This is a genomic window from Nitrospira sp. (genome assembly GCA_015709715.1).
Lineage (GTDB): Bacteria > Nitrospirota > Nitrospiria > Nitrospirales > Nitrospiraceae > Nitrospira_A.
On sequence record CP054184.1, the window covers coordinates 2022110 to 2037356 of the forward strand.

Genomic DNA, 15247 nt, shown 5'->3' on the forward strand with positions numbered 1-15247 from the left:
CGCCTTCCTTCGAATTCGTTGAGAGCACTATTCTGCCTGCTATCAGACAGCGGATGGTTTGCGCCCAGGTTCCAAGCCCAAGGTCGAGAAACAACGGCCTAAGAATGAGGGCTTCTTCTCTGCCCCATTTCGAGGATCAGGCCGTCCGGCGTGCGAGGTGTCACCGATGAGAGACTCACTCCCTCGCAAATACCACTGACCTATGGACGACCGCGATGCCATAATGCTCAGAGGCTTGCCATGGTTGATTGCTTCGCTGGCTGTCCCATAATCATTCGGGATCAATCCAGCTATTGACATCCCCAAAAGGTCTTCGGTCTCACCCAAGAACTCCTTCTGGTCACTGACATAACGATTAACTACCACCCCCATCTTTCCCGGTGGGTAGCTCGCTGTGCGCAACACTTCTAGCAGCCGCTTGGTTCGGCGAATGGCGGGCAATGACAGTGTGGTCACGACGATGATCTGATCCGAACAATCCAATGCCTCCTTGACCGCCGGATCTAGCACATGTCCGCAATCGACGAGCACATGTCGATGCATGGCACGCAAGATACCGATCACCCGCATCGTGCTGCCAGGCATATGCAGCATTTCCTCAAAGCCTTCATAGCCCGAGGGGAGTAGCTGGAGACCGGACCCATGCGAGACCAACGTACTCTTGACGATTGTCTCATCCAACCTGGAAATATCTTTTGAGAGATGTTTCAGCCCTTGCGTCGTGCGCAAATCCAAAAACATACCGAGATCTCCCCCGAGCAGATCGAGATCCATCAACGCGACAGGCTCCTGTTGGTTCATCTGCTGCACCGACATTGCCAGGTTTGTGGCCACAGTGCTCGTACCTACGCCCCCTCTCGCACCGATCACCGCGACCACCCTTCCGGACTGCCGATGCACATCGGACACTCGACAGGCGAAGCGCTCCTCAAAGCGTGTCAGTGCCGATTCAACCTCTTGGCGAGTCAAAGGCTGTGGCAAGAATTCCTTCACCCCAACCCGGAAGGCCTCCAAAAGAACTTGTGGATCGGTCCGCGAGGCCGTTAGAAACACTTCAAGATTCGGCGATACGTTCAACAATTCACGAATATGGGCGAATGTCTGTTGCGGGCGGAGTTCGTCCAATTCAAGCAGCAGCATGTCGGCAGCACCTGTGCACTGCCCCTTCGACACCAGGTAGTCGCGACGACGCGAGACAATCTCTTCAAACGTTTGCCGCGACGCGGCAGTTCGACAGTCGATCGACACTGCAATCAGTCGAGCCATACGAGATCTGCTCCTCTTTGAATACGCAACCTATTCAACCAGACCAGGTAACGTGGTGAAGACCCCGAACGACGGACCTCCCCCCACTCCCCCCCCCTGGAAGAGGGGACACGAGACATTCCCAGTAATCAGATGATTCGGCGGCCCCTGCACATTCGTGATGCGAATATTGGCATACCCGACGATCGGAATCGCGCCGCTCGGGCTACAGTCACCCCCTTGATACACCGGCACCAAGGCGTCCCAATAACCTGTTCCGGCACTCCGAAGAATGAATAGGTTAGTGAGTGCATTCCACGTTGGGTTACTCAATGTTCCGTTCGTAAATTCTATGTGTGTCACGCCTGCCGTCGTGGGCGGCACCTGGTAACTTCCATCGATCATGCCATTGATGATAGTTCTCATCGCCATGTCATTGGAGGGAGTTTGCAGAAATGTCGTAAACCCGGCGCACGACTGTGGTGTGCCATTGCTGGGATACAATTGAATACTGTCCCCACAACCGAACTGGCTGAAGAACAACTCGGAAATAGCCACCGGCAGATCCAACGCACCCAACGGGGTGGAGCCGATGGCCGCTAACTCTGCCGTTGCGGCTGCACTCACATTCACACTCGACATACCGACGACGTTGGCCAGGAACGTGCTGATCGGACCATTCGCGCTGCCGTCTCGGTGCGTGACGACTCTGACAGATCGAGGTTGGTTGGCCGTCGGCGTAAAAGTCCGCGTCGCGGAATTCCATAGCCCGATCTGCACGTCGGCCGCGTTCACAGATACACTGACCGCCGCCGCCTGATTCAACGCACTCGTCGCCTGAGCCGCAGCCACAATGGCAGCCTGATCTCCTCCCGTCAGCGTATAGTTCGCCATTTGATCGGGCGTCATTCCTTCATAGGCGATGCCCAACGCCCTGGCACCAGCCAATGCAGCAGCGTCTGCGGCATTTTGAAGCTCGTTTCGGGCCACGAGTGCATGACCAATATCGATAGCGGCAGCTCCCATCGCCAGCAACACTGTGAGCGTAACCGCTACCATGACTGCCGCCGCTCCACGCGAATTCTTGAGCGGCGCCATGATCTGGTTTGCGTACAGGCTGAGCATGGAGACATTCCTTTGTTGATGCAGTGTCTTATTCATGACGCATGGTCGTTGCCATCGTGATCGGCAAGGGGCTTGGCAAACCCAATAGGGTGGGGATATAGGGGATCAACCAGGAATAGTTATAGGTTGCCGTGACCGTCAACGTCGCAGGGTTCGCGCCACCGGCCCCTGACACAGTAATGGTGACATCTGCCACGTTAATCCCTGTCCCGGCCAGGTAATTTGTCGTGATCGTCGTGATATCGCCTGATGTCGGCTTGGGAGAAACCTGCACGATCCCCGCGCGTGCCCCCTCCCGGCTAGCGTTGGTCACGACCTCACGTCCATACATGATCATGCCGAATTCGATAATGCTGAAGAGGATTGTCAGGAGCACTGGCAGTAGGAGGGCAAATTCCGCTGCCACTACGCCACGCTCATCCAGCTTTTGCATGAAATCCATCCTCATCGTGGGCTACTTGGTTTGCACCCCGCTTGCCACGGCCGACCGAGTGAACTCCGCATCCGGCTTCTCAAAATTCTTCCGATACGCTTCCATCGCCGTGGCGCTCACCTTTCCATCCTGGCCCTCGACCGGATCGAGTTGCTCGCCGGCAGCGGGGTTCAAAACTTGCTGCGCTCGCATGTTTTGATAGGCCACACCCCAATTCGGACTGATCGTCGTGGGAGCGCAAGCTCCGACCGATACACCAACCACCATCCCCACCACCGTTCTGGTCATCATGTTCATTGAGATCTCCTTCCTCCAATCCATGTCATGCACGACTGAATTATGGGACGATGTGTCCGAATTGTCCCTCCATGGCAGCCGCCCGTCCCACGCGGTTAGAAAGCATTTCAGCGGCCGGCGATCGCTGCCCAGCCTTGCCACCAAATCCGCCCTTTTCAGAAAACCCCAACAGGTAGAACTCAAAGTCGTTTGGCTCCACATAGTAATCGGTCGGCAGCGTCTGTGCCGTCAGATCCAATGGTTTCACGAGGTGCGGGGTTACAATGATCACGAGTTCTGTTTCATTTTTCTGAAACGAACTGCTGCGGAACAATGCACCCAGAATAGGAATTTCACCCAGGAAGGGAACCTTCTTCACCGACTCACGAACATTGTCTCGCATCAGCCCACCGATGGCGAAACTTTGTCCGTCCGCCAGTTCAATGGTGGTTGCGGCCCGTCTCGTCGTAATAGCCGGCACAAGAAATCCTTGCAGGCGTAACGCATTCTGGAAGTCCAGCTCCGAAACCTCTGGCGCCACATTCAAACTGATATGCTTGCTATTCATGATGTTGGGGGTAAACACCAAGCCCACCCCGAATTTCTTGAATTGAACCGTCACCAATCCAAAGGCCTGAGGAACAGGAATGGGAAACTCGCCGCCGGCTAGAAAAGCCGCCTCCTGCCCATTCAAGGCGACGAGAGTGGGCTTCGCCAATACCTTGATGAGGTTTTCTTCCTTGAGTGCATCAACCAGCCCAGTCCATGAAATGCTGCCCGTATCGAACCCAAATACTCCTTGGATCGCCGAGGTCACCGCAGTGGTGACGGTAGCCGCGCCACCTCCTACGCCGGGATTTGTGAAGTTTGTCAGAGTCGTTAATCCGCCAAGGACCGAGACGCCGAACTCGTTCGGACCGATAGCACTGAAATTGACTCCCAGCCGCTTGATCAACTCTCGATTCATTTCAGCCACACGGACTTCAAGCATGACCTGTTGCACGCCACCGACCTGCAATGCATTTACGACCTTTTTAGGGGCATACGCTTCCGCGATACTCATGGCCCTACCCAGGTTATTGGCATTCGAGGCCGTGCCGGAGAGGGTAATGTGATCGTGGCTAGAGGTGACCAGAATGCCCTTTTCTTCCGGCAACGCTTGGTGAAGGTTTTCCTTCAAGCGGGTCAAATCTGGACCAATGACCACGTCATAGACACCCATCATCTTGTCGTTCTCGTTCCAAAGCGTCAGGTTTGTCACCCCTGTTGCCTTGCCCGTCACATAGATCTGAGTCGGAGACAATACCACGGTGTCCGCTACCTCCGGGTTCGCCAGGGAGGCCCGCTTGATTGCCGTAGGCAAGTCCAGTACCTTGGACTTGCCTAACGTCAACTCCAATTTATGAATCTCGCGCTGGTCCATCGAACCGCCCACTGGAGTGGCCACCACAGGTTCCTCAGCATATGTTGTCGGCGCCCCACACATCCCCAACAGCAATCCCACAGCTATGACCGTGCCACGTTGTATCATTGAGATGGTCCTCCAGAATCGTTTCCACACTCAGTGCTCACTGCATTGATCACCTTCAGAACTTAACCGCATTCACGGCCGTCCCTTTAATCACTTCCACGGTAACCGTCTGCACGTCCGGTGCAGGGTTGCCGATGGGCTCTGGATATACCTTCAGAAAGTTGAGGACACGCTTTGGAGCGTACGCTTCGGCCACAGCCAATACTTGACTAAGTCGTGCTTCACTCGATACCGTGCCGGAAATCGCGACGTGGTCATGTGTTCCCTTCAGTCGAAGGTTAGTCTCATCAGGCAACAGCTCTCCGAGCTGTTGCGTCAATCGGGCCAGATCGATTCCGACGTCCAAGTCGAACACCGCGAGCACCTGGTCGTCCTTGCCCCACAACGTCAGATTGGTAGTGCCATACCCTTTACCAGTGACATAGATCTGCTTCGGACTAAGGACGATGGCATCGGCAATTTGAGGATCGGCCAAGGAAGCGCGCTTGATCGCCACAGGCATATCCACCACCGTCGATTTCCCAACAACCAGCGCCACTTGCTGTGTATCCGGAACCTTCGCCGATTGATATATGCCTTCTGTCGCTGCTATGGCCACCTCCCCTGCCACCACAAGCCCGCCGATGACCAGCATCCTTACGAACCGAATGGCACCCGCATTATGCGAATTCGTCATCTTCATCACCGTGCCTCCATAAATCCTAAAACTTGAGTTCCTTTCGGACATCTCCCTTAATGACTTCTATTCGAATACTCCCATCGTCTTCGACTTTCGGTTTGGCGGACTGTTTCGGACGGAAGGAACTTAAGAGGGTCCCGACATTGGCGCCCTTCGTCAGTACATGCTCTTTGTTAAGCGGATTCCTCAGAGCCAGCCGTAGCCGTCCCTGGGTCGAAGCAAGCGCCAACTTTTCAGCTTCTTCCACATCAACTTCGACCGTAATGACCTGCACCTGCTTGGGCTCTTCGTCCTTGCCCTTTCGCTCCATCTGCGTTCCCGCGGCCAGCACCTTCACATTCTCCAAAATCATCTTTGAAATTGAATTCGCCTGCTTCCCACCGGGCGGCTCAATGGTCACCATGACATCGACATGATCACCCGGCTTGATGAACCCGGCCACCCCGATAACATCATCAACCTTCACCGACATCGCCCGCTTGTGAGGATCAGTGACTGCCGCCACCCCTCCGCTCGTTGTGCCAATCGGCGCGAGTTTTGACTCCAGAACCAACTCGTTTCGTTTAAGGTCCACCAAAAGGACGCGATCCCTAATGACCTCTGCACTCGTAAAGTGTCCTTCCGGTACCGCGCCCGGTACAAATTCCATCAACTGCGTCATTTCTGGCGTCAGCTTGGTGCCCCACGACAAATCTGCATTGGCGACCAGCACGTGAACATTTGTGGTTATCGGAAGAGGCGCGGCCATTAAGCGGTTTTTTTCGTTCTGCAACCAGGTAAACACCAAGCCGCTGGTGATTAATCCAAGCACCATCGCCATACCAAAAAATACCAAGGGCCGATACCGCTTCATCGTGCTCTCTCCTCTTCAAGCCGTAACATCTACGCCCATTCTTGCCTGGACACCCACACGCAACCCTGCATGCTTGAGTCTAGCCAAATTCTCGGATAGGCCTACCCACCAAAAGGGCGAAACCCTAGGTGAAAAAGTAGGGTGCCGCCAGCAATCGCCAGCCCATACCGCAGGCGGAAGGGAAGCATGAGATCCAATGTCCACGCCTTGCCTCCGACCGAGACGGCTCCCTGCATGGCAGAAACAAGTTTTCGGCTCGCACCGACAACTCCCCACTGGTAGTACATGGCTCCCAAGGCATAAACGCCGCCAACCATTAGGGCCAGGACTCCGGAAACGACAGCACCGTACGGGCCGATAAAGGCGCCGACGGCAGCCATCAGCTTCACATCACCCGCCCCGATGCTTCCGGATACATACAAGACCATGAAGAGAGCCCAACCTGCCCCAAGTCCTGTCAGGCTGAACATTAGCCCTTGTCCCCCACTAAACCAGGTATGCACGATCAGCGCGAATACCATCGCGGGGAAAGTCAAGGAATTCGGGATCCGAGAAGAGCGCAGGTCGGTCCACATGGCCGTGACCAGGACTCCTGTAAGTGCTGCGGCTACGATTTCCGCCATCATAGGATTCGCCCTTCCTGTACCATCTGATTCATTAAGGAGAAGGGTGCCTTGGCCCGACATTCACCCCAAATCCTGTGCATCGCCCTTCAGCATCGGCCTCACATTGGTGTCCTTTTCCGAGATGGAGCACCAACACGGTTGGCCCGGCCATCGCCGGGCCAACCCTAGACTCTCCCAATTAGCTAATAGCAGCAGTCGCGTTGTTCAGTGCGGTAATAATGGCGCCGCCAAGACCCGTCACCGCCGCGGCCATCAATACCGTAATCAATCCAACTAAGAGCGCATATTCCGCAGCCGACGCACCCTCTTCTTCCATCACAAACCGACGAATCGCATTCATCATGGCTGTTTTTCCTTTCCTACGTGTTCCATGAATAGAAATGGTTCTATGGTCTTCTGTTCGTTCTGCGGCTCCGACTCTTCCGGCACGACCCATCGAACCAATCGGGAATTCCTCACCTCCTTCACCCGGGTGGTCGCCGCCAAATCTCGTCACCGCATGGACACAGGACATTGCAATCAATCCGCCAACCACACAGTCGCTCACAACTGCTTGTGATTCCGAACCATTCGTGGGCAATGCCTCTCAGTCTGCGGCATACAGGCCTCAGGCAACTGGTCGCATTCCTCCCTTCCCCTGCGGCTCACTGACCGCATGTCAGGGTGTAACGGCCACACTGCCCATCTTCCGGAAGCAGAAATACTGATTTGTTTGACCATCCCGCACGCTTCACGTAATGCTGATCTAGTCTTGTTTCGTACATAGCCCGGCAGAAAGGGATCCGCATGTTTACTTCAAAGCTAGGCAAGCTTCTGATCATTGTTGGGTTACTCGCACAAGCTTGTGTTGTGACGAGCTGCGCGGGCACAAAGGAACCACCAACTGGGCTCATTGACATGACGGAGTATCGGAAGGTGGTCGACCAGCAGAAGAGCGAACAGGCTATGACGGCAGGGCAAGACTCATCAGGCCAAGAAATGACACCTGAAGAACACGAGCACGCAGGTGACATGGATATGCAACACCGCAATTATCCTCTGGCCGGCCTTCACTACGACAAGGCACTACGGGGAGACCCGACACGAAACGGCGTACGCCTTAAACTTGGACACCTTTATTTGCAGCAAGGCATGTTTGAAGCCGCGCTGGCACAGTTCCAGAATTTACGGGCTCAAGATCCCAATTCGGCCGTAGCTCATCGAGGTATTGGATATGCCTTCCTCATGCAACACAAATGGCGGGATGCCGAGGAAGCCCTCACCAAGGCCATTATCCTGGCCCCCTCCGACTGGCTCTCACAGAACCTACTCGGTCTTACGTATGACCAAGAGCAACGGTACAGCGAAGCCATTACCGCCTATAAAGCCGCATTGGCTTTAAACCCACGCGAACCAGGAGTGCTCAACAACCTCGGACTCGCCTATGCCTTGAATGGCGATCATGATGCCGCGATCCATGCCTACGAGCAGGCAGTGGCAACCGGCGCTGCATCGCCCAAACTGCACAATAATCTGGGCATTGCCTATGCCCATCGCGGGCGGTACGCCGAAGCGCTGAGCGCTTTCAAAAAGGCAACCGATGAGCCTCACGCCTATAACAATCTCGGAGTTGTGCTCTTAAACATGGGGAACACAAGGCAAGCGGAATCCTGCTTCCAAAAGGCGATCGAACTGAACCCTCAGTTCTACGAAAAGGCCAGCGAAAACCTGCGCCGAGCACGGCAAATGCTCACGAATGCGGGCGAACAGCCGTCTGCGCCCAATATCCTAGCCCCCACATCATGCCCATAAACATCAGTGCGTAGACGACTGACCTTGGAGCAACCGCCGGAGAAGAGATAGACACGCCTTGTTCAATCCATAGACAGTAACGGTCGAAGGGCTGGTCATAGACGTCAGCCATCCCCATTCCACCAAACCATCCAGTGTGCTCTGAACCTGTCTTGTACTGACCTCTACCCCTTCAGGTTGGAGCCACCATTTCTCTACCCCCACGACTGTATCCTTCGCATCCGGATGAGAGCAGAGGTATCCCAGGATAAGCCACGCCACAACATTGTTCTGCTCAGGTTGACCCAACATGTTCACCCCTGACGTGTATAGGAGCAATATGAGTACCTGATACGTCTTCACCTTAAGTACACGCCGGTACGCCGATCTCAGTATCGGCGGACGCGAAGCGCGGCACTTCCCCCTCAGGGGGACCAACCCTACGCGGCAGAAAACTCGCGCCGATCCAACCCATGCTTATGCAAGAGACGCTGAAAGGCTCGACGCTCTTTCTTGGCAACTCGAGCAGCCTGTGAAACGTTCCCATGATGTACCGACAGCAGCTCACACAGATACGTCCGCTCGAATTCTTCGATCACTTTCATTTTCATCTTCTGAAAGCCGGACTCCTCAAAAACCTTTTCTCGTGCTAACAAGATCATGGTCGGCCCCGCAGCCTCAGGTTGTCCGCCATCGGGCAAATCAAAGTCATGGGCCTGAAGTACATCCCCCGCGGCTATAACTACGGCACGTTGAACTACACCTTCCAACTCCCTCACATTTCCCGGCCAAGAGTATCCAAGCAGTGTTGCTTTGGCTGAAGCTCCCAATTCGAGATGTCCCCTACCGAATTCTTTCGCGTGAATCCTTAAAAAATGCGTTGCCAGTAGGAGAATGTCCTCTTTCCGGTCGCGCAAAGAAGGCACTTGTACTGCGAGCACATTCAGTCGGTGGAATAAGTCTTCTCTAAAGTGACGCTGTTCAACCAAGTGACGTAAATTCGTATTGCTGGCCGCTACGATTTTCACGTCCACCCGCTGAGTCCTGGTCGAGCCCACTGGCCGAAATTCTTGATCTTGCAACACCCTCAGAAGCTTGCTCTGGACCGTCAGGTTGAGAGAGTTGATTTCATCGAGAAACAACGTCCCGCCGTTGGCCGCTTGGAATAATCCGGCCTTCTCACTCGATGCACCGGTGAAGGCACCTTTGCTATGACCGAACAGCTCGCTTTCGATCAGATGATCCGGAAGAGCGGCACAATTGACGGGAACGAACGGATTCCCTCGTCGTTCACTCGTATAGTGGATGGCTCGTGCAAAGAGTTCTTTCCCTGTTCCCGTCTCTCCCGTTATCAACACTGTTGATTTGGCTACGCTCAGCATCGGGATCATGCCAGTTGCTTGCAGAAAACACTTGCTTGTTCCGATTAATGTTTTTTCCCAGCTGTGCATACCATGTCCTCCCGAGGTTTCTACAACATCTCCGAGGTCGTGACGACTGTCCGGGCTGGTATAGGGCTCCTGCTCCACCTTCACAAGGCCAGTGCACGGCAGGATAGGGTGCTGCCTCCACAATAGCTATCCGTCACTCGTAGGGATCTGGTCCGTCTGTTCGGGGGGATTGCAGCAATGCGCCTGACGACAGGACAATCCCTCACTTCGAACACACTCGCGCGGGGCTGGTCTGAGAGACTAGACGCCAGAAGGAGTCCTAATGAGAGGGTATGAACGCACTACGATAGTTCTCTCTAGGTCGATGCTATGGCGAACGCTTGCCGTGGTAGGGCTCGCCACAACATGCTTCATTCTGATGCTCCCTGTAGCCATATCACCAGCGAGAGTGAGTGACGTGTCTGACTCGCCTATAGTCGCGACAGTTGGAAATCACTCGATTACACTGGTCGAAGCTGAACGGCAAGTGGCACTCGCACTTTACCAGCTTGATCAGCAACGCACACAACTCCTCCTGTTTGCGGTGCAACAACTCATTGATTCAGAACTGTTGCAGGTTGAAGCAGCGCGGACGGGAAAATCCATAGAACAACTGTTAGGTATTCCACGTAGCTCCATCGATGCGGGTCATTTCTCTCCTGCACCCACTCAAGCCCACGCATTCGACAATGCAAACGCGCTATCACAGCGACGGCAAGCCTTGCTGGCATCACTACGACGACAAACTTCGGTCCACCTGAGCCTTCCACGAATCACCGAGCCGGTGTTAGCTGTCTCTACCGATGATGATCCCTCGGTGGGCCCGGCGAGCGCACCGGTGACAATTGTTGAGTTTTCTGACTTTCAATGTCCGTTCTGCAAACAAAGTGCACAGGTAGTGAAGCAACTCCTCCGCACGTATGGACAAAGAGTCCGGTTCGTGTATCGAGATTACCCGGCACCAAATCATAGGCATGCGAAGCATGCTGCCGAGGCAGCTCAATGCGCAGCTGCCCAGGGAAAGTTCTGGGCCTACCATGACCTCCTCTTTGAATACCAAAAACCTGGCGCAGGATGGGACTTCTACGGGCTCGCTCAGGAGGCTTCGCTCGATGTAGATGTCTTTTCTCGTTGCCTAGACACCCATCAATACGCATCTGAAGTGGAGAGTGACTTTCGAGACGCTCTGAATCTGGGCGTCATGAACACGCCCACATTCTTTGTCAACGGGCGTCCTCTTATCGGAGCACGATCATTTAACGAATTCCAGACGCTGATCGACCAAGCTCTTGCGGAACCTCACTGACATCTCCCCGAAAACAACGGACAACGAGAGTAGAATGCCGGCTGGAGCGGGCCTCGCCAAAAGAAGTGAATCGATGAAGCGGTCAAAATTCACCGAAGAGCAGATTGTCTATCCCCTTTGCCAGGCCGAATCCGGCCCCCGTCATCAACCTCTGTCGGCAGCTCGAAAAGGAGAACCGTTAGCCGAAACGGCTCGTGGCAGACCTCTTGACTGACAACCACCTGTTGCGGGAGTAGTCCGAAAAAGGTGCCTCCCTTAGGCCATGCCTGTTGTGATTCGCCCACTGGGCCGTCGTTCCTCAAATGCCACGCCGCTGCAAGGCCTATTGCCGCATCAGCCGCTCGATTCGATGGAGGCCGCAGGATTCACCCTCGGCCAGCAGGTCGTGCCACACATCTCGCGCCGTAGGTCCGGTCACTCTGCAGGAAACTCGTCCGGATCTTGGCGCCCAACACCTCGTCTTGAGACGCACGCTGGCTGCGTGGCCGCGTCAGCCACGCATAGAACCCACCCCGCGAGAAACCGAGCGCCTCGGATTACCACGCCGTCGGCCAGTTCCCTCGGTGCTTCACGATGAAACCGCACGTCACAGCGACGCCTTCGCGAAGTAGGCCGCGGTGGGCTCAACTGATGACGACAACACCCTGTGGCCTACGATGGATGCAAAGGGAGATTTGTATGGGGCATATGGGGCGTCCGGGGTTATCTGCGGCTCAGAAAGCGGAGCTATGGCAACGATGGAAACAGGGGCAACCGTTGAGCAACATCGGCCGTGCGCTCGGCAAGCACGCGGGATCAATTCATGGCGTGGTGTATCGACTGGAGGATTCGCACCGGCTGCCCGCCGACAATCACGCTGATCACTGACGCTGGCGGAGCGAGAAGAGATTTCTCGGGGCATGGCGAAGCAACTCTTCATTCGTCAGATCGCCGCCCCGCTCGGTCGTGCGCCGTCGGCGGTCATTCGGGAAATCACCTGCCAGGGTGGGCGCTGCGCGTATCGCGCCGCCGCAGCCGACGCGCGGGCCTGGGAGCGTGCGCGGCGTCCCGAACCCTGTCGGCTCGCGACAGTCTCCCGCACTCCAACGACTCGTCGCCAGTAAACTGCGTGCGATTGGTCGCCTGAACAAATTGCAGGGTGGCTCAAACGGGAATTTCCCGATCAGGACACGATGCGTGGTGTCTCACGAACCGACCTAGCGCAGCCTGTTCATTCAGGCCCGCGACGTGCTCAAGAAAGAATTGCTGAGACAGCTCCGATCTCGGCGGCGCATGCGGCGGGCACTCCACGCGAGCACGGAAGGCCAGCCACAGGGGCAGATTATCGACGGGATCTCGATCCGAGATCGTCCTGCGGGCATCGACGACCGGACGATCTCCGGTCATTGGGGATTTGCTGGCTGGCTCACAGAATTCACACATCGCCACGTTGGTAGAGCAGCAGTCGCGCTTCACCATGCTGGTCAAGGTACCGGAGAAAGAAACGACGAGTGTGGTGGCGGCGCTGAGCCGGCACGTAGGCACCCGGCCTGCAGCCTTGCGTCGATCCTTGACCTGGGATCGCGGCATGGAATTGGCGCGGCATAAACAATTCATTCTCGCGACCAAAGTACAGGTCTATTTCTGTGACCTCTAATGTCCCTGGCAGCGTGGCACAAACGAAAATACGAACCGCTTGCTGCATCAGTACTTCTCGAAAGGCACGGACCCGTCGCAGCACTCCCAGGCAGACTTGAACAGAATCGCGTTATGATTGAATCAACGCCGCGGAAGACGTTGGAGTTTCAGACGCCAGCAGCTATACTCGCAGCAAGTGTTGCGCTCACTGGTTGAACCCACCGCGGCTTTTTTTAGAATGTCCCGCTCGGCCTTGAGCTTGGTCCCCTCGGGTCAGAGGCGTTTGATCCCCACTTGATCCGGTTTTCATCTGTCCCTGACCGGGAAAGGCCTGCTGCGAATCGGCAGCATGCTCCTGGACCCATCGGCGTAACATGGTGCCTGCACACCCAAATCCCGCGCGGCTTGTGCCGCCGTCACGCCTCGTTCTCGAACCAGTTTCACCGCCTCCAGCTTAAACTCTCGCGCGAACTTGCGTCGCTCCATGGCGCACCTTCGATTTCATTGATACACCTAAGGAACGTCTGATTAATTCGCGTTTCCACGAAGCAATCTGTTTCTCGGTGGATCAAGACGGGCCATCAGCTGGGAACCCGCTGGTCCGAGAGCGCCTTTCTCGGATTCCTCCGCCGTCAGGCGGCCCGCGCCCCGTTCGCACCCCCGTCCGCTAGGCTGCCGCCAGCAAGTGCCGGCGTGCTACATACAGATTCGCCAAGCCGCAACTGATAGACAACCAGTGCGCATTCTTCGCGAGCCCCCGGTACCGCACTTTGGCCCACCCGAAGATCCGCTTGATCACCAAGAACACATGCTCGACTTTGGCACGAACCTTCGACTTCGTCCGATTGCGGGCCCGCTCCGTCTCGCTCAAGGGCCGATGGCGATGGGCTTTCGTCTGGACGAAGCTCTTGGCATGGGGAGCATGGTGCTGAATCATGTCGCGTTGCCCGCTATAGGCGGCATCGCCCCATACTCGTGTCTCCTGTCCATGCAGCAACTCCGGCAACACCTGGCTGTCATGGACATTCGCCGCCGTGGCCGCCACTGAGTGAACCAGCTTCGTCCGGCTGTCCACTCCAATATGCGCCTTCATGCCGAAATACCACTGGTTCCCCTTCTTGGTCTGATGCATCTCCGGATCTCGCTCTTTCTGGCGATTCTTCGTCGAACTGGGCGCATTGATGATCGTGGCATCCACGATCGTGCCCCGGCTGACCTTCAGCCCGTGGGCAGCCAGATACGCGCCGATCCGCGCAAAGAGCTGTGCGCCCAAGTGGTGGGCTTCCAGCAGATGCCGAAACTTACAGATGGTGGTTTCATCCGGTACGGGCTCGCGGCCCAGATCAATCCCCACGAACTGCCGCATGGCGTGTGAGTCGTACAGCGCTTCCTCCACCGCCGGGTCCGACAGGTTAAACCACTGTTGCAGACAATGGAGGCGCAACATGCGTTCGACACCCACGGGCGGACGCCCTGGGCCCTCGGCCTTGGGGTAGACCGGCTCGATCGCCGCTACCAATTCCGCCCATGGAACAACCTGGTTCATCTCGTTGAGAAACTGCTCCCGGCGGGTGGGCTTGCGATACTGTTCAAACGAGACTTCGGCAAACGTCTGTTGCTGCATGGGGCACGCCTCCAGTTCAGTGCTGCGCTACCCTTAGCACATCATGCAAAGAGAATAAATCAGACCTTCCCTAACGCAGTGCCTTTGAAACCGGCAGCAGGCCACTGGATTCGTTGTTCATTGTATTCGCGCCGCCACACTTCAATCACGAGCTGGGCTTCCTGCAGAATCACAGTAACCAATGTTCGTCGAGACATTCATCACGAAACTTGCCGTTGAAGCTCTCGATAAAGGCGTTCGGCACCGGCTTCCCAGGCTGAATGAACTGCAGATGTACACCGTGCTGCGCCCCCCCCTGTAGGGCCCCCATGAACGAGCAGTGCGGCCAAGCCGCGTTCCGTTGTCTCATCCAGTACAATGCTCCTTTACATAATCTCTATGTACCCTCCACAGTCGTTGGCTTAGACACCATGCTCCCATTGGAACAAATGGAGCAATACTTCTTTGGATCATTCTTATCCTCAGAGTTGTAGAGCGCATCAAGCGTTCGCACCACTGCGAGCGACGAAATTATGTGCAACTCGAAGCCGCATTGGCCCAGATAATATGCCAGGGGGCGATGATAGTTACCCGCGGCTTCAAACCTAATGAGGACCGGCGTCTCCAACGCGTATAGCCGGTCTCGGGAAGTCTCATGATCCGGCTGGCAGTTCATGATCCGCCATCGCTGCCGGCGTCCGGTCGGTGGCTCCGACAACACTCCGTGAACTAATTTCGCCCGCATCAAGCGCC

Annotated in this window: 16 protein-coding genes and 1 pseudogene; 3 read left to right on the plus strand and 14 right to left on the minus strand. The window is 55.8% G+C overall.

Annotated features, from left to right (window positions below; all coding sequences use genetic code 11):
* Nucleotides 1-42 precede the first annotated feature (42 nt).
* From HRU82_09590 to HRU82_09630, 9 genes are all read right to left on the minus strand, one after another.
* Nucleotides 43-1266: a P-loop NTPase gene (locus tag HRU82_09590; GenBank protein QOJ35185.1), complete on the minus strand. Its 1224-nt coding sequence runs from the start codon at nt 1264-1266 to the stop codon at nt 43-45.
* A gap of 30 nt (nt 1267-1296) precedes the next feature.
* Nucleotides 1297-2370, minus strand: coding sequence for a pilus assembly protein (locus HRU82_09595; GenBank protein QOJ35186.1), 1074 nt, complete (start codon nt 2368-2370; stop codon nt 1297-1299).
* 28 nt (nt 2371-2398) lie between these two features.
* Nucleotides 2399-2803: a pilus assembly protein gene (locus HRU82_09600; protein ID QOJ35187.1), complete on the minus strand. Its 405-nt coding sequence runs from the start codon at nt 2801-2803 to the stop codon at nt 2399-2401.
* Nucleotides 2804-2824: 21 nt separating this feature from the next.
* A complete protein-coding gene (locus HRU82_09605; protein ID QOJ35188.1) occupies nt 2825-3094 on the minus strand; it encodes a hypothetical protein in 270 nt (89 codons plus the stop codon).
* 46 nt (nt 3095-3140) lie between these two features.
* Nucleotides 3141-4610: a type II and III secretion system protein family protein gene (locus HRU82_09610; GenBank protein QOJ35189.1), complete on the minus strand. Its 1470-nt coding sequence runs from the start codon at nt 4608-4610 to the stop codon at nt 3141-3143.
* A 55-nt stretch (nt 4611-4665) separates the two neighbouring features.
* Complete coding sequence (locus HRU82_09615) at nt 4666-5292, minus strand: pilus assembly protein N-terminal domain-containing protein (GenBank protein QOJ35190.1); 627 nt, start codon at nt 5290-5292, stop codon at nt 4666-4668.
* A 19-nt stretch (nt 5293-5311) separates the two neighbouring features.
* Nucleotides 5312-6142, minus strand: coding sequence for a Flp pilus assembly protein CpaB (gene cpaB / locus HRU82_09620; protein QOJ35191.1), 831 nt, complete (start codon nt 6140-6142; stop codon nt 5312-5314).
* A 101-nt stretch (nt 6143-6243) separates the two neighbouring features.
* On the minus strand, nt 6244-6768 hold the full coding sequence (locus HRU82_09625) for a prepilin peptidase (GenBank protein QOJ35192.1): 525 nt from the start codon (nt 6766-6768) through the stop codon (nt 6244-6246).
* Nucleotides 6769-6946: 178 nt separating this feature from the next.
* The gene (locus HRU82_09630; GenBank protein QOJ35193.1) at nt 6947-7111 is read right to left on the minus strand and encodes a Flp family type IVb pilin; all 165 of its coding nucleotides are present in this window, start codon (nt 7109-7111) and stop codon (nt 6947-6949) included.
* Between the two features lie 443 nt (nt 7112-7554).
* Here HRU82_09630 and HRU82_09635 point away from each other — a divergent pair, with 443 nt between their 5' ends.
* Complete coding sequence (locus HRU82_09635) at nt 7555-8559, plus strand: tetratricopeptide repeat protein (protein ID QOJ35194.1); 1005 nt, start codon at nt 7555-7557, stop codon at nt 8557-8559.
* A 419-nt stretch (nt 8560-8978) separates the two neighbouring features.
* Here the strand turns inward: HRU82_09635 and HRU82_09640 are convergent, their stop codons facing one another.
* Nucleotides 8979-9989: a sigma-54-dependent Fis family transcriptional regulator gene (locus tag HRU82_09640; protein ID QOJ35195.1), complete on the minus strand. Its 1011-nt coding sequence runs from the start codon at nt 9987-9989 to the stop codon at nt 8979-8981.
* 466 nt (nt 9990-10455) lie between these two features.
* Here HRU82_09640 and HRU82_09645 point away from each other — a divergent pair, with 466 nt between their 5' ends.
* The gene (locus tag HRU82_09645; protein ID QOJ35196.1) at nt 10456-11274 is read left to right on the plus strand and encodes a thioredoxin domain-containing protein; all 819 of its coding nucleotides are present in this window, start codon (nt 10456-10458) and stop codon (nt 11272-11274) included.
* Nucleotides 11275-11952: 678 nt separating this feature from the next.
* Nucleotides 11953-13107, plus strand: a pseudogene (locus HRU82_09650) (IS30 family transposase).
* Nucleotides 13108-13197: 90 nt separating this feature from the next.
* Here the strand turns inward: HRU82_09650 and HRU82_09655 are convergent.
* From HRU82_09655 to HRU82_09670, 4 genes are all read right to left on the minus strand, one after another.
* A complete protein-coding gene (locus HRU82_09655; GenBank protein QOJ35197.1) occupies nt 13198-13377 on the minus strand; it encodes a transposase in 180 nt (59 codons plus the stop codon).
* A gap of 181 nt (nt 13378-13558) precedes the next feature.
* Complete coding sequence (locus HRU82_09660; protein ID QOJ35198.1) at nt 13559-14515, minus strand: IS5 family transposase; 957 nt, start codon at nt 14513-14515, stop codon at nt 13559-13561.
* Between the two features lie 169 nt (nt 14516-14684).
* Nucleotides 14685-14864 (minus strand): transposase, encoded by a 180-nt coding sequence (locus tag HRU82_09665; protein QOJ35199.1) that lies wholly within the window; start codon nt 14862-14864, stop codon nt 14685-14687.
* Nucleotides 14865-14891: 27 nt separating this feature from the next.
* A complete protein-coding gene (locus HRU82_09670; GenBank protein QOJ35200.1) occupies nt 14892-15170 on the minus strand; it encodes a hypothetical protein in 279 nt (92 codons plus the stop codon).
* Nucleotides 15171-15247: the final 77 nt, after the last annotated feature.